The sequence below is a fragment of the Bradyrhizobium japonicum USDA 6 genome (assembly GCF_000284375.1).
Classification (GTDB): domain Bacteria; phylum Pseudomonadota; class Alphaproteobacteria; order Rhizobiales; family Xanthobacteraceae; genus Bradyrhizobium; species Bradyrhizobium japonicum.
Genome location: NC_017249.1, coordinates 7,988,809 through 8,009,902, shown reverse-complemented (window position 1 = coordinate 8,009,902; position 21,094 = coordinate 7,988,809). Strand labels below are relative to the sequence as shown.

General features: G+C 60.0%; 13 protein-coding genes and 1 pseudogene. 11 read left to right on the top strand and 3 right to left on the bottom strand.

The genetic code is table 11. From position 1 onward, the window contains the following. Window positions 1-395: 395 nt before the first annotated feature. The 4 genes from panB to BJ6T_RS47725 all read left to right on the top strand — a co-directional run bounded on the left by panB (window position 396) and on the right by BJ6T_RS47725 (window position 3,370). Complete coding sequence (gene panB / locus BJ6T_RS37350; protein WP_028153345.1) at window positions 396-1,274, top strand: 3-methyl-2-oxobutanoate hydroxymethyltransferase; 879 nt, start codon at window positions 396-398, stop codon at window positions 1,272-1,274. Window positions 1,275-1,277: 3 nt separating this feature from the next. Continuing rightward, window positions 1,278-2,129, top strand: coding sequence for a pantoate--beta-alanine ligase (gene panC, locus BJ6T_RS37345; RefSeq protein ID WP_014497762.1), 852 nt, complete (start codon window positions 1,278-1,280; stop codon window positions 2,127-2,129). Window positions 2,130-2,141: 12 nt separating this feature from the next. After that, window positions 2,142-2,501, top strand: coding sequence for a hypothetical protein (locus BJ6T_RS37340; RefSeq protein ID WP_011084898.1), 360 nt, complete (start codon window positions 2,142-2,144; stop codon window positions 2,499-2,501). 668 nt (window positions 2,502-3,169) lie between these two features. Continuing rightward, entirely contained in the window at window positions 3,170-3,370 is a 201-nt protein-coding gene (locus tag BJ6T_RS47725) for a hypothetical protein (protein WP_014497761.1), read from the top strand. Between the two features lie 345 nt (window positions 3,371-3,715). Here BJ6T_RS47725 and BJ6T_RS37330 read toward each other — a convergent pair whose 3' ends face one another. Continuing rightward, window positions 3,716-3,919, bottom strand: coding sequence for a hypothetical protein (locus tag BJ6T_RS37330; RefSeq protein ID WP_014497760.1), 204 nt, complete (start codon window positions 3,917-3,919; stop codon window positions 3,716-3,718). A 396-nt stretch (window positions 3,920-4,315) separates the two neighbouring features. Between BJ6T_RS37330 and BJ6T_RS37325 the strand changes: the two genes are divergently transcribed. From BJ6T_RS37325 to BJ6T_RS37315, 4 genes and pseudogenes are all read left to right on the top strand, one after another. Continuing rightward, window positions 4,316-4,594 carry a hypothetical protein gene (locus BJ6T_RS37325; protein WP_014497759.1) on the top strand — a complete coding sequence of 93 codons (279 nt, stop codon included), beginning with the start codon at window positions 4,316-4,318 and terminating at the stop codon, window positions 4,592-4,594. Between the two features lie 732 nt (window positions 4,595-5,326). Further along, a pseudogene (locus BJ6T_RS37320) lies at window positions 5,327-5,714 on the top strand (ectoine synthase). A 571-nt stretch (window positions 5,715-6,285) separates the two neighbouring features. After that, window positions 6,286-7,632 (top strand): AMP-binding protein, encoded by a 1,347-nt coding sequence (locus BJ6T_RS49295; RefSeq protein WP_170219821.1) that lies wholly within the window; start codon window positions 6,286-6,288, stop codon window positions 7,630-7,632. Then, window positions 7,569-16,190 (top strand): non-ribosomal peptide synthetase, encoded by an 8,622-nt coding sequence (locus BJ6T_RS37315; protein WP_259266107.1) that lies wholly within the window; start codon window positions 7,569-7,571, stop codon window positions 16,188-16,190. Before BJ6T_RS49295 ends, BJ6T_RS37315 begins: the two co-directional genes overlap by 64 nt. A 1,621-nt stretch (window positions 16,191-17,811) precedes the next feature. Here BJ6T_RS37315 and BJ6T_RS37310 read toward each other — a convergent pair. Continuing rightward, on the bottom strand, window positions 17,812-18,495 hold the full coding sequence (locus BJ6T_RS37310) for a helix-turn-helix domain-containing protein (RefSeq protein ID WP_014497754.1): 684 nt from the start codon (window positions 18,493-18,495) through the stop codon (window positions 17,812-17,814). A 537-nt stretch (window positions 18,496-19,032) separates the two neighbouring features. Between BJ6T_RS37310 and BJ6T_RS44230 the strand changes: the two genes are divergently transcribed. Then, window positions 19,033-19,299, top strand: coding sequence for a DUF3551 domain-containing protein (locus tag BJ6T_RS44230; protein ID WP_018648598.1), 267 nt, complete (start codon window positions 19,033-19,035; stop codon window positions 19,297-19,299). A 447-nt stretch (window positions 19,300-19,746) separates the two neighbouring features. Here the strand turns inward: BJ6T_RS44230 and BJ6T_RS48770 are convergent, their stop codons facing one another. Then, window positions 19,747-20,166 carry a winged helix DNA-binding protein gene (locus BJ6T_RS48770; RefSeq protein WP_223153697.1) on the bottom strand — a complete coding sequence of 140 codons (420 nt, stop codon included), beginning with the start codon at window positions 20,164-20,166 and terminating at the stop codon, window positions 19,747-19,749. Between the two features lie 235 nt (window positions 20,167-20,401). Here BJ6T_RS48770 and BJ6T_RS37300 point away from each other — a divergent pair, with 235 nt between their 5' ends. Together BJ6T_RS37300 and BJ6T_RS44220 are read left to right on the top strand one after the other, a co-directional pair. After that, window positions 20,402-20,776 carry a type II toxin-antitoxin system RelE/ParE family toxin gene (locus tag BJ6T_RS37300; protein ID WP_014497752.1) on the top strand — a complete coding sequence of 125 codons (375 nt, stop codon included), beginning with the start codon at window positions 20,402-20,404 and terminating at the stop codon, window positions 20,774-20,776. Next, window positions 20,773-21,093 (top strand): helix-turn-helix domain-containing protein, encoded by a 321-nt coding sequence (locus BJ6T_RS44220; protein WP_011084909.1) that lies wholly within the window; start codon window positions 20,773-20,775, stop codon window positions 21,091-21,093. Before BJ6T_RS37300 ends, BJ6T_RS44220 begins: the two co-directional genes overlap by 4 nt. The last annotated feature ends 1 nt before the right edge of the window (window position 21,094 follow it).

Below are 21,094 nucleotides of genomic sequence, written 5' to 3'. Positions count from 1 at the left end.
GAAGCAGGAGTCTCACGAGTCCCCCTAGCGGGCAGACACGGAGATGTGCCCTAAAGACGAAGTCCCCACTGCGCGCATCTGCGCTCGGTTCGGTCGCCGTCACCGTTTGGAGAGACTGCAATCAGCCCAGAAACGCGTGCAGATGGTGGCTCGTCGCGAGCGCCGCTCCTCGATTGAGGGCGCGGCTGGCATAGCCGCTGAAACTGCACGTGAAGACGAGCCATCGGGTGGTGAAATGGGTGAGGAAGGTCTTGTCTCATGGTTGCGCGACCATTGGACTGTTTTTGCGCTGTTCCCCAGTTCTAGACAACTGGGATCTCCATCCTCCATGCCATTGACAGGTTTCTCCCGCGTTCTCTAGGAAGCGCCGACGGTGTGTGCGGAGCGGATTCAATATGAGCCACAGTTCAGAGCAGCCTCTAGAGCGTGTCACGATTCCGGCACTGCAGCAGTGGAAGGATAAAGGACGGCGTGTCGTGATGACCACCGCCTACGATGCGGTTGCGGCGCGCATCGCGGATCCCATTGTCGATATCATCCTGGTCGGCGATAGCGTTGGAAACGTCTGCCTGGGATTCGACAACACGCTGCCCGTCAGCGTGGCCATGATGAATCATCACCTGGAGGCTGTTGCGCGCACGAGGCCTCATGCCTTGCTTGTGGCCGACATGCCCTTTCTCAGCTTTCATGTCGGTTCTGAGGATACGATTCGCAATGCAGGAGGTTTTTTACAGCGTGGCGCCGATGCTGTGAAACTCGAGGGTGGTGCCAAACGCATCGAGATGGTACGCGCCTTGGTCGATTGCGACATTCCTGTGATGGGACATCTCGGTCTGACCCCGCAGAGCGTCAACGTCATGGGTGGATTCAAAGTGCAGGGAAGGACAACAGATACCGCCTTGCGGTTGCTCGATGACGCGCACCGTCTGCAGGAAGCCGGTTGCTTCGCGCTTGTCCTGGAGGGCATTCCTGCCGAGCTCGCGGCGCGAGCGACCGAATCTCTCACGATACCCACCATCGGGATCGGAGCAGGAGCCGATTGCTCGGGCCAAGTGCTCGTGTTTCATGATGTCTTGGGGCTAACCGAAGGCCATCGCCCCAAATTCGTTCGTGCCTATACAAATGGATTCCAGTTGTTCCAGGAGGCGCTGTCGCGCTGGGCTGCCGATATCCGCAAAGGGGCGTTCCCGGGCTCAGAGGAGTGCTATCGGCTTCCTGATCAGCTTCGGCATGCCGTCGCCAACTGGGTGCCCTCCAGTTCAACCTCAAGGTAAGAAATGAAAGTAATTACGAAGGTGGCTGAGCTGCGTCGCGCCCTTGCAGACGTTCGCAATGCCGAAAAGCGCATCGGATTCGTTCCGACGATGGGATACTTGCACGACGGCCACCTGGCCTTGATCTCGGCCAGCCGGGAACACTGCGACGTCACTGTCGTTAGCATCTTCGTCAACCCCACTCAGTTCGGCCCAAATGAGGATCTCAGCAGGTACCCCCGCGACTTCGCGCGCGATGAAGCGTTATGCGGCAGTGCCGGGGTCTCCATCATCTTCGCGCCAAGTGCAGAGGAGATCTATCCGGCTCAATTTGAGAGCTTTGTCGAGTCGGGCGAACTCGCAAAGCCGCTCTGCGGAGCTTTCAGGCCTGGACATTTTCGTGGTGTAGCGACCGTCGTCTGCAAGCTATTCAACATGGTGCAGCCGGACGTCGCGTACTTTGGACAGAAGGATTTTCAGCAATGCGCGGTAATACGCCGCATGACGGTTGATCTGAATCTTCCGATCGAGATTGTCACTGTGCCAACCGTGCGGGAGCCAGATGGGCTGGCAATGAGCAGTCGCAACCGTTATCTCTGCCCGGAAGAACGTGATCGGAGCTTGGCGATCAGCCGTGGCTTGTTCGCCGCAGCGCATGAGTTTGCCTCAGGGGAACGCGACGCCGCAACGCTGATTGCGCTTGCAAGAAGGCATTTGGAAAGGGTCGATCGACTACAGTACCTTGAGCTTGTCGACCCTGGGACTCTAAGGATTGCTGACAGCCCTCTGCGCTATCCGGCGGTGCTCTGTGTCGCAGCGTACGTCGGCTCCACGCGGTTGATCGACAATGTAGTCCTGTCCTGGTCGCCATGGTAGCGAGATCCGCAAGTGATTGCGCTCAGGAGCAGTCGAACCGGATGGGCTGGCCCTGAAATCCTCAACATCCTGGAAGAACTCTCGAAGACGATCCGGAACTGCCCTTTGCGTGCTGAACAACTCCCCCACGCTCGAGCTCATGATGTCGGTTGGAGATTGGCTCTGCCGCTGACGGGGTGGAGCGAGGCGGGGCCGCTCCACGCTGCCGAGATCATCCGCCTGCAAGCGGGCATCGCCAAAGGAGATTCGCTCAAAATCGTGTGCTGCCAATACGTGCGATTATGGATCAACAACCACGCGCCCATGACCATGAAATTACTTCACGATGGCGCAGACGACCTCGTCAAGCTGCAAAAAGCCGAAGCTCCCTAAGAGCGGCCAGGGGCGAGTCAAGGGGGCAGTGAAGCGCGGGCGCCGGATCCTGGCCCGATTTCGTCGCCAGACGTCGGGCGGGCGCTGGTTTTTGACGCAAAGATATGCTTCACCGCAAGAATTGGTCGCGATGTCCCTCTACAGTGTAGGATGCCAGGCGCTCGGGTTTGGAGCCGATAGGTGCCGTCTTGTGAAACGACATCGGAGCAGTGGCAAGCTATTTCTACCAACTCCATCGGGGCAGGTATGCCGAAGCGCAGCAGGCGCGATAAACGGCAAATCCTCTGGCCGCAATTGAACCTGATGAGGCTCGGCAACGAGCTAGCACCGTGCGAGCATTGGCCTGCGGCAGCCGCCCAGTCAGTCCGGCGCGCAATAGATGGCCGAGCATGCTGTACATCATCGCAGAGCATGATCGCAGGGAGCTCACATTGGCCTCTGAGCTCTAGCAAGCTTGTCTGCTAGGCCCAGACGGCCGACGAGAAGACAAACGCAGGCCGATCAAGCGAGCTGCCGCAATGGATCAGCGATCGCAGAGGTGCTGGACATTGCACCGCGCTGGAAATCGGCCGACCGGCAGTCGCGGAGGCTCATGCGATCCGATGTACTTGAGTTGCGGTCCAGCAAATGCCCATTATCTTCCCCGATGGTATGAGGGAGATCTCTCAATGCTGGACGTTGGCACGATCACGCTTCTGCGCACGATCCTGGATGAGGTTTGCGTGAGCGTCCCACCGTATGACGCCGGCGTCCGCGCCTACGTTGCCTCCAGAATCCTGGAGGCCGCCACCAGAGGTGAGACGCGCCCCGATCTGCTTAAACAGATCGGTCAGGAAGCTCTTTCCAGAGCACCAACGATGTGGCGATAGATCTAGGACATGGCTTGTCATTGAGGTGAATTTCCAAGTCACAGTGCTGAAGATCCAGCTCGCAGAGTGTATCGTGGTCGCAAATCGATGGTGGCCTAACGTCACCCAAGACGCGGCGTTATCTGATGTGAATCGGTTGGCGCGCTGCTCGGTGCCCGGCCGATCCTTGAAACGAGAGAGCAGCTCGCACAGCAGACGCCGCATCCAAGCCTTGGCGCACGCACCCTTGCGCGCCACGATGCCGGTGAGGCGACGCTCCAATAACCTTCGTCCGGAAACGGGGGCGAAGTCAGTGTTCGGCGCCGGAGCGCCGTCAACTCACGCGAGCCGGTGCGCCGTTGCTGTTTACTCCTGTGTGAGCGCCGCAAGTGCCCTTTCGATCACTGTGATGTCTTGACTGACCTGAGCGATCGCTGGCTTCGGATCAATGCCGGTAACGCAGTTCAACTGCTGCAGCAACTCCCGCCGATGCGCCAGAAGGTTCTCCAGCGCGCTGCGGTTGTTTAGTTTCACATAGCCGTCGACAATCAGTCCAATCGAAAGAGACATCGAAACTCTCAAACAAAGCTGTTCTCAACGAAGATGCGTATAGCACATCGGCAAACGATGTTCAGCTCCTCGGAAGAGAATACTGACGGGCGAGCTTGTTAGCGACAAGCGTCCGGCGCCGGGAGCGTGACCGACTATTCCTTGCGCCTTCCAAGCGCCCAGCTCTGTTTGAGCGACTAGCCGAGCAGAAAGACGGCGTATGGTGAGCCAAGAACGCTGCGGGTCGTGGCGATGGAAATGCTACGCTAGCGGAAGGAGTGTTGTCACGAACTGCCATTGTCCTTATCTGCCCGCCGAACGGCTTCCGAGATGCGATGGCGGGTGGCGCGTTGATCGACGACATGCTCGCCTGAATATCTCTTCGTAGAGATTGCGACGACCTCAGGAGCGTCCAGGATGCTCGATGAATATTTGGCCCGCATTCGTGCTCACCGCACAAACATCCACCGCTATCGTCGCCTGCTGAAGTCGAACCTGTCGGATGTCGAACGTCAGTTCATCGAAAAACGCCTCACCGAAGAGCAGACCGCGCTGGAGTTCCTTTCAGCCGAGACCTTCCCGCTCGCGTTTGGCCTCCGGAAGGGGCGGACATGCCGGCAAACTAGTCGCGGAGCCGCGAACGACGCGCGCGTTCCGGGCGGCCTGATCCGAGGCGCGGTGGGACCCCACGGCTGACCCTCCCAGCTGCGCATCCTCAAAAACCGCTCTGTACCGCGGGCTGTACCTAATTTGCGGGTTCTGATCGCGGCGGGCTTTGTCGAGTCCGATCGCCAAACACTTTCGAGCAGCATCACTGACTTCAATCCGGGACCTCTTCACCAGCGGATTAAAAAGCACCACTGTTCGACCGGTTCTCGCTCAGGACTTGTTTGTACTCGGCCATATCTCGGCAGTTTGTTAGATTGGCTACACGCCTAGCCAAATCGTTCTCACTAGCCAGCTGAGACAGCCACAACTTCATCGTTCATCGGTCTGCGACCACGGCATGAGATTTGCTCTGCTGGCTGAAACGCTGCGGAACCGTATTCGCGGCGAGAGGCACAGCAAGGAAGGAAACGACTTGCCAAATCTGCGAGTGGAGACAGTTTATGTCGGCGGCAGTATCTCCAGCAGCATTCTGGTGAATACACAGGCAAGCGGCGGTACCGCCCGAGACGTGGTACATCAAGTTGGTACGCGCCGATCGGCTGCGAAATACCCTCGTACCGATATTTTTACTAGTCGCCGTCGGGCAAATGGCAGGCCTTTTGCGTGTAGCCGATCCCGTAGGACTACTGCCCAGGTTCTCCGCGGCCGACGGTCGGTTGTTTCGACGGAGACCGCAGTCGGCCGCGCGACAGGGAAGGCGCCGTTCCGGAGCAGAACAACGGCCTCCAGCTTTTGGATCAATCAGAATCGGGCAACACCATGATTGTGCGTAGTCTGCACGACATTGAAGCAACCGATCACTTCGTCGATTGGGGGCAATGGTACGAGCCACCGCCTTCTGACGGATAAGGACGGCATGGGTTTTAGCATCTGCCACACCATCGTGCGCGCTAACACCGTTTCTCTTCTGCAATACCGGAATCATCTCGAAGCCTGCTTCTGCATCGGTGGAGAGGGCGAGGTCGAGGACATGGACGGCAATGTCTTTCCTATTCGCCGGGGCGACATGTATGTGCTTGACAAGCATGACAAGCATCTCCTGCGCGGGGGACCGGACAAGGACATGATCCTCGTTAGCATCTTCAACCCGCCCCTCACCGGAACCGAGCGCCACAAGCTGGACGACCCGGCAGGCTCCACATATTGAGCGATGCGAAGAAACGCCAATCCAATATGAACTGCCGCTAATTGCGAGAAACATTTACTCGAGCGATCCAGCACTGGCTCGTACCGCACGCGCGGACTTTTTACGAAATGCCCACGCGATGCGGTTAGGTTGAGCTGACAAATTTACTTTGGCATTCCAGGTCCCTTTTTTTCTTGTCCGGAATACCCGGCGGGCGGGGTCTTGTGCGATTGATAGCGCGCTCAGTTGTACGATGTCTGGCGACGCTGTTGGACAGCTGACACAGCACCGCTGTGGCTATCGCATTGATTGCACTCGATTTCACCTTTGGCCCGATACATGCGTAATCGTCTAAAGGGCGCCATAGAGGAGAAGTCGTTCGATGAGAACGCTTACCAGAAACGCTGACGCGCTTGAGTAGCAGCTGCGATACCGCCGCCACCATATTTGGTGGTGCGGAACGTTGGCGGAAGATTGAGTGATCCGCTTTGGCGAAGGGTTTCGTCACATCAATGCAGGCCAGCCAAAGCCCGAAAACAGATCCGAACCGATGTGAGCGATTTGCGTGAATCAAGGAAGACGCCGTCCGATCTTGAGCGATGATCAGGTGCAGAGCATATCTGCCGCGGATGAACTGCGGGCGCGTGGGGAGGAGTTTTGGCGACGGCGGCTCGAGCAGTTTAGCAGATTGCATCCGCCTTTCGTGTCATCGTCCGTGGCTGCGGCGCCGTCCCGATGGCAGTCGAGTTCATGGTTTAGCCCAAGCGGTTTGGCTATTTCCCCACAAGATCGCTCGGAATATTTGGTAGCAGCTTGGCTGATCTATCTCGCTCGGATCACGGGGCAACAAGAGTTTCAACTGGGATGGAAGCCTGCATGGGACCGATTGCAAACCGGCTCCAAACTCGTGATGGCCTCCGTCGTGCCGATGGATGTTCGCATTGAGCTTGCTCATGATTTTGAAGAAGTACGCAAAACCGTAGCGGCCGAAGTCGCTCAGCTGAGGGCGCACGCTAGCTTTGCCCGAGATCTTATAGCGCGCTGCCCGACATTGCGAGGAGTGGTGGCGCTACGGGCGCGCCAGCCTTGGCCGATTGGCATTGCAATCACGACAGAGAGCTGTCACGCCGCTGATGCTCTGACGACGAACCACAAAGCTGGGCATGCCTTGTGCGGCGATTTGCTGACCTTTGAGGTTTGCGCTCTGGATGGGAGCTTCCGCTGGCATTTTGATGCCGCTCGATTAGCACCGAAGCAGATCGACCGCATGACGCAGCATTTGCAAACTTTGTTACGCGGCGTGATGGCCGATGCTGGGCAGCCTGTCGGCCGAATAGACATTCTGGCCGCCGACGAACGCACGTATCTACTTGAGGATTTGAATCGGACGGCGGCGCCTTATCCGTTTGAGCTATGTATCCATGAGCTGTTCGAGGCGCAGGTGCAAAAGGCACCGGAAGCGGTGGCGGTGGTCTATGAGAAGGAGAGACTGAGCTATGGCGAGCTCAATGCGCGGGCCAACCGGCTGGCGCATCATTTGATCGAGCTCGGGGTCAAGCCGGACCAGCCGGTGGCGATCTGCCTCGAACGCAGCCTGGCGATGGTAGTTGGTCTCTTGGCGATCCTGAAAGCGGGCGGCGCGTATCTGCCGCTAGATCCGGCTTATCCGTCGGCGCGGCTGCGGCAGATTGTTGGCGATGCAGAACCGAAACTGCTGCTTTGCGATGTCGCCGGTCGAACCGCATTGGGCGCCGAAGCCGTGGCCGATGTGACGGTGGTCGATCTGGAGACGGCGACCCGACTTGGGGCGAGCGGCCGCCTTCGAACCCGGACCCGGGCGCGCTTGGCCTTTCATCGCGCCATCTCGCCTATGTCATCTATACCTCCGGCTCAACCGGAATCCCCAAGGGCGTGGAAATGTCCCATGGCGCGCTTGTGAATTCGCTTGCGGGGATTGGCACGTCAAAACTGCGCACACTTCAATTCGCGACCCTGAACTTCGATGTGTCCTGTCAGGAATTGTTCATCTGTTGGAAGGACGGCGGAGTGCTTGTGCTCGTGCGGGAAGAGACCCGGAGGCACTTCTCCGACCTGCTGGAATTTATAGAGCGGGAGGCGATAGAGCGGCTTTTCCTCCCGTTCGTGGCATTGAATCATTTTGCGGAAGTCTGGAGCGCGCAGCGCGTGCAGCTGCCCTCTTTAAGAGAGCTTTATACAGCCGGCGAGCGATTGCAGGCCACTCCACTGCTTAGGACGTTCTTCGAAGCACATCCGAACGCGAGATTGATCAATCAATATGGGTCCACGGAAATCAGCGTCATTTCCGAGCACCACCTTGCAGCTGATCCGTCATGTTGGCCCCAGATGCCTCACGTCGGGCGTCCAATCGTCAACACGCGGGTGTACCTGCTGGATGGCCATGGCGCGCCCGTGCCGTTCGGTGCGGTCGGCGAGCTTTACATTGGCGGGGCGGGGGTGGCACGGGGCTACCTGAACCGCCCTGAGCTGACCGCGGAGCGGTTCATCGCCAGTCCCTTTGTCGAGGGCGATCGGCTGTACCGGACCGGCGACCTTGCCCGTTATCTGCCGGACGGCAATCTTGAGTTCCTGGGCCGTAACGACGATCAGGTGAAGATTCGCGGCTACCGCATCGAGCCGGGTGAGATCGTCGCGCGGCTCTGCGAGCACGCCTGGGTGCGCGAGGCGGTGGTGCTGGCGCGCGAGAACGACGCCGGTGACAAGCATCTGATCGCCTATGTGGTCTGCGCGCCCGAAGCCGGCTCGGATGAGGGCGGTGGAGGCGGGCTTGCGGGCGCCTTGCGCGCGCACTTAAGTGCGCGACTGCCGGACTACATGGTCCCGAGTGCGTTCGTGCGGCTGGCCGCGCTTCCGCTGACGGTGAACGGCAAGCTCGATCGGAACGCGCTGCCGGCGCCGGCCGATCAGGCCTATGCGCTGGCGGCCTACCAGTCGCCGCAAGGTGCGGTCGAGACGGCGCTGGCGCAGATCTGGGCCGAGCTCCTTGGTGTCGAGCGCATCGGGCGCAACGACCACTTCTTCGAACTGGGCGGCCACTCGCTCTTGGCCGTGCAGATGTCGAGCCGGCTGTCACAGGCTGTCGGGGTCGAACTGCCACTGTCGACGCTGTTCGCAAGGCCAGTGTTGAGTGACCTGGCGGCAAGCATCGTCGAGCTGTTGAGCTGCTCGGGTCCGCAAGAGCTGCCGTCGATTGCAGCCGTGTCGCGGCATGAGCCGCTTGTGCTGTCGTTTGCGCAGCAGCGGCTATGGTTTTTGGCTCAGCTGAACGAAGGCAGCACCAACTATCACATTCCGCTGGCCTTGCGATTGCGCGGGATGCTCGACCGCAGCGCCTGGCAGCGCAGCCTTAACCGTCTGTTTGCACGTCATGAGGCGCTGCGCAGTGTGTTTGTCGCGACCCAGGGCAAGCCCCGGGTTGAGGTTTTGCCGCCGGACGCGGGTCTGCCAATAGTTGAGCATGATCTGCGGGAGAGATCGGATGCGGAAGCGGCATTTTTGGATCTGTGCCATGAAGAGGGGCGCACGCCATTCGATCTTGCGCGCGGTCCGCTGATCCGCGGTCGGCTGATCCGCACCGCCGACGAGGAACACGTCTTCCTGCTGACCCAGCATCACATCGTCTCGGACGGTTGGTCGATGGGCGTGCTGCTGCGTGAACTTAGCCAGCTCTACCGGGCATTCCAGGCCGGGCAGGACGATCCTCTGCCGCCGCTTGCGATCCAATATCCGGATTACGCCGCCTGGCAACGCCAATGGCTGTCGGGGGAACGGTTGCAGCAGCAGGCGCAGTATTGGCGCAGCGCGCTGGCGGGCACAGCCCGTCTTGTCTTGCCGACGGACCATGCGCGGCCTGCCCAGCAGTCGTTTGCCGCGGCCGCGGTCCCGATCACCGTCGATGCGGATTTGACGCGGGAGCTGAAGCGGCTGAGCCTGCAGCATGGCTCGACGTTGTTCATGACGGTGCTGGCGGCCTGGGCGGCGGTGCTGTCGCGTCTGTCCGGGCAGGACGATCTTGTGATTGGCGTGCCGAGCGCCAATCGGGGGCACCGCGAGATCGAAGAGCTGATCGGCTTCTTCGTCAACACTCTGGCGCTTCGGCTGGACCTGTCGGGCAAGCCGCGCGTGTCGGAGCTTCTGGAGCGGACGCGGCGCACGGTGCTGGCTGCGCAGGAGCATCAGGACCTGCCGTTCGAGCAGGTGGTGGAGATCGTGCAGCCGCCCCGGGCTCTTGATCACACACCGTTGTTCCAGGTGATGCTGGCCTGGGAGAACAATGCGGTTGGGCCATTGGACCTGCCGGGGCTGAGTGTCGAAGCTGCCGGGGAGGAGATTGATCAGGCCAAGTTCGATCTGGAGCTGAGCCTTGGCGAGCATGGCGAGGAGATCGCCGGAACGCTGGGTTATGCCACGGCGCTGTTTGATCAGGCGACGATCGAGCGGCAGCGTGGTTATCTGCTGGCGCTGCTGCGGGCGATGGCAGCCGATGCGCAGCAAGAGGTCCACCGGATTGAGCTGCTCTCGACTGCCGAGCGCACGTATCTGCTGGAGGAGCTGAACCGGACGGCGGCGCCGTATCCTGCGGAGCGGTGCATCCACGAGCTGTTTGAAGTGCAGGTGCACAAGGCGCCGGATGCGGTGGCGGTGGTCTGCGAAGATGAGCGGCTGAGCTACGCCGAGCTCAATGCGCGGGCCAATCGCCTGGCGCATCACTTGATCGCCCTCGGGGTCAGGCCGGACCAGCCGGTTGCGATCTGCGTCGAGCGCAGTCCGATGATGGTGGTGGGGCTTTTGGCGATCCTCAAGGCCGGCGGGTCGTATATGCCGCTGGATCCGGCCTATCCGTCGGCGCGGCTGCATCAGGTGCTCGACGATGCGGCGCCGCCGCTGCTGCTGGCCGATGTGGCCGGCCGTGCCGCCTTCGGCGCGGATGTGCCGGCCAAGGTGAGCGTGGTGGAGCTCGATGCTGCGGCGCCGGCCTGGGCCAGCCTGCCGGAAGCGGATCCTGATCGGCGCGCGCTCAGCCTGACCTCCCGCAATCTCGCCTATGTGATCTACACCTCGGGATCCACCGGCAGGCCAAAAGGGGCACAGAATGAGCATCGGGCTATCGTTAATCGCCTGATCTGGATGCAGGACGCCTATGGTCTGAAACCAACAGACGTCGTGTTGCAGAAGACGCCATTTAGCTTCGATGTCTCGGCCTGGGAGTTCTTTTGGACTTTGCTTGAAGGGGCAACGCTGGTACTGGCGCCGCCCGGTGCGCACAGAGATCCCGATACGTTGGTCGACTTGATCGTCAGCCAGCGCATCACGACGGTTCACTTCGTGCCATCCATGCTGGTCAGCTTTTTGGATGCGAAGAGTGTTGACCGCTGCACATCGCTGCGGCAGGTTTTATGCAGCGGCGAGGCGCTCCCTGCCGCCAGTGTGTATAGGGTTCGGCGCGTATTGCCCTGGACGGCCCTGCACAATCTTTACGGTCCGACTGAAGCCGCGATCGACGTGACATCCTGGAGCTGCCCGGCTGAGTTTGATGAGGCCATCGTCCCGATTGGCCGCCCTATTGCCAACACGCGGGTCTACTTGCTGGATGGTCATGGCGCGCCTGTGCCGTTCGGTGCGGTGGGCGAGCTCTGCATTGGCGGGGCGGGGGTGGCGCGGGGCTACCTGAACCGCCCTGAGCTGACCGCGGAGCGGTTCATCCCCAGTCCCTTTGTCGAGGGCGACCGGCTGTACCGGACCGGCGACCTGGCGCGCTACCTGCCGGACGGCAATCTGGAGTTTTTAGGGCGCAACGACGACCAGGTAAAGATTCGCGGCTTCCGCATCGAACCGGGCGAGATTGCGGCGCGGCTTTGCGAGCATGCCTCCGTGCGCGAGGCGGTGGTGGTGGCGCGCGAGGATGGTGGCGGCGAGCAGCGGCTCGTTGCGTATGTCGTTGCCGCCGGAGCTGAGGAATCTGATCTTGCCGGCGGTTTGCGGGCGCATGTGAGTGCGGGGCTGCCGGACTACATGGTCCCGAGTGCGTTCGTGCGGCTGGCGGCGCTTCCGCTGACGCTGAACGGCAAGCTCGATCGAAAAGCGCTACCGGCCCCGGGCGACGAGGCATATGCGCGGCGGACCTACGCGCCGCCTCAGGGCGAGATGGAGACGGTGCTGGCGCAGATCTGGGCCGAGCTGCTGGGGCTGGAGCGGGTCGGACGGCACGACAACTTCTTCGAACTGGGAGGGCACTCGCTCTTGGCGGTGCAGATGATGGAGCATCTGCGGCGGCGGTCACTGCGCATCGAGGTGCGCACCTTGTTCGTCAAGCCAGTGCTCGCGGATCTGGCCGCACGCCTGGGCCGCCATCACGAGGTGGCAGTCCCGGCCAACCTGATCACCGAGCGGAGCGTGGCGATAACGCCGGAGATGTTGCCGCTGATCGAGCTCGCGCAGGACGAGATCGACCGGATCATCGCCACGGTACCCGGCGGGGTTTGCAACATCCAGGACATTTACGGTCTGTCGCCGCTGCAGGACGGCATCCTGTTCCATCATTTGCTAGCGGCAAAGGGCGATCCATACCTCCTGATGTCGCAGATGGCGTTTGCCGAGCGTGGGCTGCTCGCGCGCTATCTTGCCGCGATCCAGCGGGTGGTAGATCGGCATGACATCCTGCGTACCTCGTTTGTCTGGGAGGGGTTGTCGCGGCCGGTCCAGGTGGTGTGGCGGAAGGCGCGACTGGAGGTGATCGAGGTCCAGCTGGATGGCGCTGATGGCGCTGGCGCTGAGCAGCTCAGGAACCGGTTTGATCCGCGCCGGCACCGCATCGAGCTCGGCCGGGCGCCACTGCTGCGGTTTGTGATTGCGCGCGAGCCCGGCAGCGCGCGCTGGCTGTTGCTGGAGCTGCAGCATCATCTGATCGGGGATCACGCAACCCGGGACGTGATGCATGCTGAAGTCCGGGCCAAGCTGGAGGGGCGCGAGCATGAGCTGACGGCGCCGCAGCCATTCCGCAATCTGGTGGCGCAGGCGCATCTACGCGGTGATGCCAAGGCGGATGAAGCGTTCTTCCGGGAGCTGCTGGCCGGCATCGACGAGCCGACCACGCCCTTCAACTTGAGCGAGGTGCGCGGCGACGGCGGCGGGGTTCGTGAGGCGTATCGGATGCTGCCGCCAGCGCTCCATGCGCGGCTGGCGGAACAGGCGCGGCGGCTGGGCGTGAGTCTGGCGAGCCTGTGCCATCTGGCGTGGGGGCAGGTGGTGGCGCGCAGCAGCGGCCGCGAGCAGGTGGTGTTCGGCACGGTGCTGCTGGGCCGCCTGCAGGGCAGCGCCGGCGCCGACCGCGCCATGGGACTGTTCATCAACACCCTGCCGCTGCGGCTTGATCTTGATGGGACCGCCGTCGAGGCGAGCGTGCGGACCACGCACGCCCGGCTGGCCGAGCTGCTGACACATGAGCATGCCTCGCTGGCGCTGGCGCAGCGCTGCAGCGCTATTGCGGCGTCGGCGCCGCTGTTCAGCACGCTGTTGAACTATCGTCACAACAAGGCGCCGGCTGTGCCCGGCTCCGGGACGGATGATGTCTTGTCGGGTATGGAATGGCTGGGCGGGGAGGAACGCACTAACTATCCGCTGACCCTGTCGGTTGAGGATTTTGGCGAGGCGCTGGGCCTCACTGTGCAGGTGGCGGAGCCAATCTCGGCGGATCGGATCTGCGGCTACATGCAGCGGTCGCTCGAGCAGCTGGCAGAGGCGCTGGAGCATGCCCCGGATACGCCGGTACGCGAGCTCGACATCTTGCCGGCTGAGGAGCGCACCTATCTGCTGGAGGATCTGAACCGGACGGAAGAGGCCTATCCAACAGAGCAGTGCGTCCATGAGCTGTTCGAGGCGCAGGTGCAAAAGGCGCCGGAGGCGGTGGCGCTGGTCTGCGAAAACGAGCGGCTGAGCTATGGCGAGCTCAACGCGCGGGCCAACCGGCTGGCGCATCTTCTGATCGAGCTTGGGGTCAAGCCGGACCAGCCGGTGGCAATCTGCCTCGAACGCAGCCTGATGATGATGGTTGGCATCTTGGCGATCCTGAAGGCGGGCGGTGCCTATCTGCCGCTGGACCCAGCCTATCCCAGCGAGCGGCTGCGTCAGGTTGTCAACGATGCCGCGCCGCGGCTGCTGCTATGCGACGTCGTCGGTCGCGCAGCACTCGGCCCCGAAGTGCTGACCGAGGTGACGGTCATTGATCTGGAGACGGCCACGCCCGCCTGGGCCGAACGGCCGGCTTCGAACCCAGACCGGCACACGCTTGGCCTCACATCCGGCCATCTCGCTTATGTGATCTACACCTCAGGCTCAACCGGAACCCCAAAGGGGGTCATGGTCCAGCATCGGGGGTTGGTCAATCTGCTGTCGGCTCAGGTCGGCCTCTTTGGCGCTTCTTCCAACAGCCGAGTCGTGCAGTTCGCCTCCATCGCTTTTGATGCAAGCGCTTGGGAGCTTCTTATGGCGTTTGGCTCCGGAGCGGCTTTGCACTTGCCTGCGGAAGAGATCCGTCAAGCGAGGAACAAGCTATCGGATTATCTCCGAAGCGAAGCCATCACCCACGCGACACTACCCCCAGCGTTGCTTCAGACGAGCAAGGATCCGGAACGTTTGGCTGCGCAAGTTCTCATTCTTGCCGGAGAGCTGCCTAAGCCTGAACTCATCCGAAGTCTGGCCCCAGCATCAATGGTCAATGCTTATGGCCCGACCGAGGCAACAGTCTGCGCGACGATCTGGACTTGCCCGGCTGATTTCAATGGGTCGGTGGTCCCGATCGGGCGCCCAATTGCCAACACGCGGGTGTACCTGCTGGATGGCCATGGCGCGCCCGTGCCGTTCGGTGCGGTGGGCGAGCTTTACATTGGCGGGGCGGGGGTGGCGCGGGGCTACCTCAACCGCCCTGAGCTGACCGCCGAGCGGTTCATCGCCAGTCCCTTTGTCGAGGGCGATCGGCTGTACCGGACCGGCGACCTTGCCCGTTATCTGCCGGACGGCAATCTTGAGTTCCTGGGCCGCAACGACGATCAGGTGAAGATTCGCGGCTACCGCATCGAGCCGGGTGAGATCGTCGCGCGGCTTTGCGAGCACGCCTGGGTGCGCGAGGCGGTGGTGCTGGCGCGCCAGAACGGCGGCGGCCACAAGCATCTGATCGCCTATGTGGTCTGCGCGCCCGAGGCCGGCTCGGATGAGGGCGGTGGAGGCGCGCTTGCGGGCGCCTTGCGCGCGCACTTAAGTGCGCGACTGCCGGACTACATGGTGCCGAGTGCGTTCGTGCGGCTGGCCGCGCTTCCGCTGACGGTGAACGGCAAGCTCGATCGGAACGCACTGCCGGCGCCGTCCGATCAGGCCTATGCGCTGGCGGCCTACCAGTTACCGCAAGGTGAGGTCGAGACGGCGCTGGCGCAGATCTGGGCCGAGCTCCTTGGTGTCGAGCGCATCGGGCGCAACGACCACTTCTTCGAACTGGGCGGCTACTCGCTCTTGGCCGTGCAGATGCTCGGTCGAGCATCAAATCTTGGGTTGAGTTTTAGCGCCACCGACCTCTTCCGCGCACCTGTTCTGAAGGAACTCGCATCGCAGATTTGTTTGCAAGTGCAGCCCAGTAACTCGGCGGTGATTTCCGTTCGACCGAACGGATCGCAACCACCGCTCTTCTTTGTCCCGTCAGGCTTTGGAGATTGTTCGTATGTCCTCGGTTTGGCGGCGGAAATGGATGCAGACTGCTCAGTCTACGCTCTGCCATGGCCACCTTTCGATGACGTTCGTCCACCGACTTTTGAGGCGATGGCCGCGGAGGTGATTGTTGCGATTAAACAGATCCAGCCACGTGGCCCATACCGCTTTGCTGGATACTCATCAGGTGCAATCCTGGCTTATGCAATTGCCGAGCGATTACTGAGTAGTGATGAAGTTGTGTCGTTCATGGCCTTCATCGATGTCAGTCTACCTGGGGCTTCTTCGAACGCATCACTGAAGAATTTGGCGCGAGAGTTTGTTTTGGATCGTTGTGGAACCTTGCGCGATGAATATCGCGAGGTTTTAGAACGCGACACGGAACAATGTTCCATCTCTGAGTTGCTCGAAAAGGCGCAGCAAACAGGAGCGTTAGCTCCAGATCACGATCTTCACAGTGACGTCTCGATGTATCAAAGGGCCGCGGCATTTCAACGGGCGCTACAATCGTATCGCATTCCGTCGCTCCCAATTGAAATATACCAGTTTTATGCCAGTGAGCCTCTTAGTCGTTGGGTACCGCCTGACAAGCAATCTGGTCGCGATGCAAACCTGCCAAAGCTTGGCTGGGACCTGGTCGTCGATGCGGGGGCCATTCATGCGGTACCTGTTCCAGGCAACCACGCGACAATGGTGAGCAACCCAGAAAACCGCCAAGTTCTCGCTCATGCTATTTCAACGGCCCTAATCGGCACTCTTGAATAGGCTCAAAGAATTTCTCCGAAGGCTCAGGTTCGAAGTTTCGTTTCTAGACTAGCCCCAAATATCCATCCCACAAGACAGACCGGGAGTAGATGTTGCGGGTAATCGTACCCGACGATGTTCCATTCAGCGACGCTGACGACGACACGTGCCCGAATGTGTTGATAGTCCCGTTCGTGGTGGAGGGACCTGAATACGGGCCACTCAAGATCGGTCCAGCATACTGCTGCTGGACCGCAGTGTCACCGACGTTCAGGACTAGCACGCCATCAATGTTGTTGGTCGCAAGCCCCTGACGAATTTCTGCATGGTGTACGTCCGCATTGGTGGAAACAACACCAACCCATCTTCAGCAACGACGCCGGCTTTCTTCCTTCCTCTGAGATAGTCGCCTGAATGCTAGAAACTAGAGCGGGGGCCCGCGACGTAAGCGGCTATCCGATTGACCGGTTCGGAGGGAAGGTCCCGGCCTGCATACCTTTTGTATGGATGTTGTGATGCATCCTGCTAGTGTCGTCGCCGCAACGGCTAAGGCGAGGAGCGCAACCCCCCAGTGAAGAAATCGCTGAACTGAACCAGCCCCGCCCCACAACAACTATCGAGTTATTTTTTTCGATACTCGTCTATCATTGCTGTCGTAACATCACCCAGTAGCACAGCGGTGCCGCGCCGCCCGGCCGCGAATAGGCGCTTCTGCTGCCGCATGCCCGGCCATTGCGCATCGTGTCATCCGGGCAGGCGCAGGGTCTGCCAGTTGCGTGATATTGATCCCGGCTGGCCTTAATCAGGATCGCGGCGATGGCCGCGGCGGTCAGCGCAACTTCGATCTTGCGTTTTGTGTCGGTTTGCTGTGGGGCGGGATCTTGCGGTGTCTTGGGTATTGCGGTGGCGCCACGCGGGCCGGGCGGAGCAGTCTTGGAAGCTTGCGGCTGCGAAGGGCTGCCCGGCACCGCCGTTAGCGCGAGCGGACTTGCTGGGGGGCCGGTTAGCTGCGCTACCATTGCAGGCGCAGAAGTAGAGGGTCGCCCGTCCTGACGGCCGACGGAATAAGCTCCTATGGCTGTAAGGCCCAGAAGCACGATCACAGTCCAGCCCCGCATGAGGACATTCAAGCGAAGCCGGAGCGATCGGGCAAGTTGCAAATTGTAAATCGAAGGCAAGCCCCCGTATTTTCCCGGAAGTGGCCTTGATGGAGGATTAATTGGGCACGGCCCGTCCGGCCAAAAGCGCATGCTTAGACGTTCGTCGTGTTGTTTCGAATGAGCTTCGGACACGAAAACGTACCGGCGTTTATGCTGTACAAATGAACAGGCGTGCCGACCTTCTGGGTGATTTCGCCTTTGAGACGTTGCGGCGCGCGTGAAACCCGAATGCATTCCATTCGAGATCGAAACGGCGGTCGAGTCTATTGCAATGGTTTGCCGTCGTCACCGGCGTTGGCTCAAGGGCCTGTATGATCCGGCGGTGTTTACCGGCACCGCCCGAAGGTACATCGCAGCGTTCGGGGAATAGCACTCGATAGCTGATTGGTTGCGCCTCGGAGGTGAGATCAATTTTCCTGAAAGTGCGGTAGTTGCTGCGGGCGATCCTAACCGCGACCGAAGCTTTTCACGCCGTCCGCATGTTAGCTTTGCAGGTCAAGGCTCGCGAGCCGCTGCCGGTCCAGAATCACGATCTCGCGTTGGGTATTGCCGATGAAATCGAGGACACCATCAGTGTGCAATTGCGACACTGCACGCGAAACGGTTTCGACGGTCAAACCAAGGTAATCGGCGATGTCGCGCCGAGACATTGGGAGCGAGATCACGTCAGCAGCCGTGAGTCGTTCATCCATCTCGTGCAGGAACGCGGCAACGCGCTCCAGAGCAGTTTTACGTCCGAGCAGCAGCATATGGTCTTCGGCGTGTTGCAAGTTATTCGTCGTCAAGCTGAGCAAGGTGCGCCAGACAACCGCGTCATTCTCGGCGACCGTCTCAAGGTGTTGCCGCCTGATCAGGCGAACAGCGGTTTGGATGATCGCTTCCGCCGTAAATCGGTGGACTCCGCCGTTCTCGAGTCCAAAAATATCACCCGGCAAATGAAATGCGCCAATCTGGCGCCGCCCATCGGAGAGTAATTTGCAGGTCCGTACCGCGCCTTTCCTGACCTGGTAGACGTACTCGGCTGGCTCACTCTCGATGTAGATGGTTTTACCTTTCTTGTAAGTGAATTCACTCAAGCTGACGATCGGATTCGAGCCGCTCGATATGCCGAGCTCACTGAGCGAATTGATTAGGGATCTATGGTCTGTGGTGATGCTCACGAACATGGTCCGACACTCCTGAACCAGAATATACGAAGGGGAGCCTCGCGAATTGATCCGGCGCAATCTATGGATGTCATTGTAACAAGCGGCCATGAAGAGGAGAAGTCGTGTCATTGTGACGCAGTGCGCGCGCAGCAGTTGAGGTGACGCAATGTGTTGTCCTCCGGTCGAGGGGGGCCCCGCAACGCGCGTCGGAGCGAACGAAGCGATCATGGATTGAGTGCCATACGAGTGTTCTGCTGCGCGAAGGCGACAAGTCGCGCTTGAAAGATGCGTTTCACTGCGGAGTATCTTTGAAAGGCGGCTTCGGATCGCGAGCGAGTGTGTCCAAGACCAAGGACGGGTGCGGATAATCGGCTCCGGCCCTCTTAAGCCCACCCTGATATCCAACGTCTGCTCAAGAGCCCCCGTCGAGGCTCTGCCACGGGTGATTGTCTCGCTGACGATGGTCCAACTGGACCCGACACCGGCAATTGACTAAGATCAAACCTCTAATACGGATGCTCTATCCTTCAGCGAATTAAGGAGGCAAGAGATCTCATGCCTTACCTTCTCGCTACCGGAATCCTAGCACTTCCTATCCTCGTCAGCTTTGGATCAGATTTGACCGCTGCTTCACGGGTTCATTCGTACACCCCACCGGCTCGCCAAGACGTTTATTGCCTGCAGGGCCGAGCCTGGGGATATCCGGGCAACTGCCAGTTCTCGACCTACAGTCAGTGCATGGCTACCGCATCCGGCACCTACGCTTATTGCGGTATCAATCCGATGTACGCCTTCGAGCGACAGGGAAGGCAATTGCGCTGAGGCGAACGTCGTCAGGTCAGCCAAGCAGCGTTGGATGACGGACGGACCGTTCAGACTCGTGTCGCGGTTCGCTCGACCCCAGCCGCTGAATCGGCTGATTGGTCCGTTCGTTCGACTGCGCCCGGTGCCATCCTTGCATCTGGACGGCGATATCCGCTCCTGGGGCGGGGCGACACTATTCGAAACGGATCTTCTGGCTCAGATCTCTCGGAAGATAGCAGAAGGCCCGCGCTCTTCCCAGTACTGTCTCAATCTGTCTCAGAGTTCAGCGCGGCGTGCAGCCGAGCCTTCTCCAACCGAGACCTGAGTCCATTCAAACAGGCGGCCAGTTTGGCGAACTCCTGAATGCTGACATAATCAAAGACGAACTGCTCAACCTCTTTCTGCTGCTCGTAAGGATCTTGCGAGCGATGCCCGTGAGCGACAAAAGGACGTACCTGGCATCATTCATGTCGGATTTCCGGCGCACGAACTGCTTACCTCAAGCTCCCTCGATTGCTTGGTGATGAAACCCGACTCGACTCTCATCAGCTTCGCGACAGCATTGACGGGAACACCATCTTCTTCCAGCTCCGTCAGAGCCATCAAGATCATCATTTGCGGACCAGTAATGCCAAGCGCATTCGCGTGGTAGGACCGAAGATCGCAAGACATACGTCGATTGATCTGATCTACCATGTAAAGCGCCTGAGTAGATCCTGACTGACGCGCGGCGCCTTCCGGGAGCGTGTTGCCAATGCAGGCAGCTTGGGTGGCATCTGATCTCAGGAGCTCCAGCCTCAAAATATTGCTTGCTGGCTGGCTGGCTTCAGCAAAGAGGACCGGTCCTCGCTGATCACTTTGACGCGCCCAAAGCGCCCCGATCAATCAGTCGCCACAGCTAGACCATTCGTTCCGGTTCGATTTATGAGGATATTGCCCCCTCCCCAGTGGCGATCACCATAGCTTCAACCCAAGATCGAGGCCATCAAAAGTACGCCTAGCGACGTTGATGGACAGGATCGGAGAGGTCGTCGACGGGCAGTGGCGGAAATTCGCCATTTATAGGCCCGTCAGGAAACCCTTGCAAAATTATAGCAGTAGTGCTATAAGAGAAGGGCGAATGACCACACAGAAGCCCGTAGTTTGGATCGGATCGTCAAAGGACGATCTACGAGCTTTCCCGGACGAGGTTCGCCGCGTCATGGGGTTTGCGATCAATGATGCACAAAACGGCGACGAGCATCCTCGTGCCAAGGCCTTAAAGGGCTTTGGTGGCCGGAGTGTACTGGAGGTCATCGACGATGAAGATGGCGATACGTTCCGTGCCGTCTACACCGTACGCTTCGCTGGCGTTATCTATGTCCTTCATGCCTTCCAAAAGAAGTCGAAGAAGGGGATTGAGACTCCGAAGCACGACATCTTGGTAATTCAGGCCCGGTTGAAGGCAGCCGAGGCTCATTACCAAGAGAACTACGGAAAAGGAGGCAAGAAATGAGTAAGGCAATTAAAGCAACCGCAGGCAGCGATAATATTTTCGCTGACCTTGGCTTTGCCAATCCTGAGGAAGAACTCCTCAAAGCCAAACTTATTCGTGAGCTTCGTGCGATCATCAAACGTCGCAAGTTGACTCAGACAAAGGCTGCCGAACTGCTAGGCCTTAAACAGCCTGATGTATCTGCCCTAGTGACCGGCCGCGTAGGGAAGTTCTCGATCGACAGGATTGTTCGATGCCTAGATCGGCTTAATTATCGTGTGGACGTCGTTATCCGTCATAAGCCCGTTCGTCGCGCATCCTCGCGAGCTGCGGCCTAAG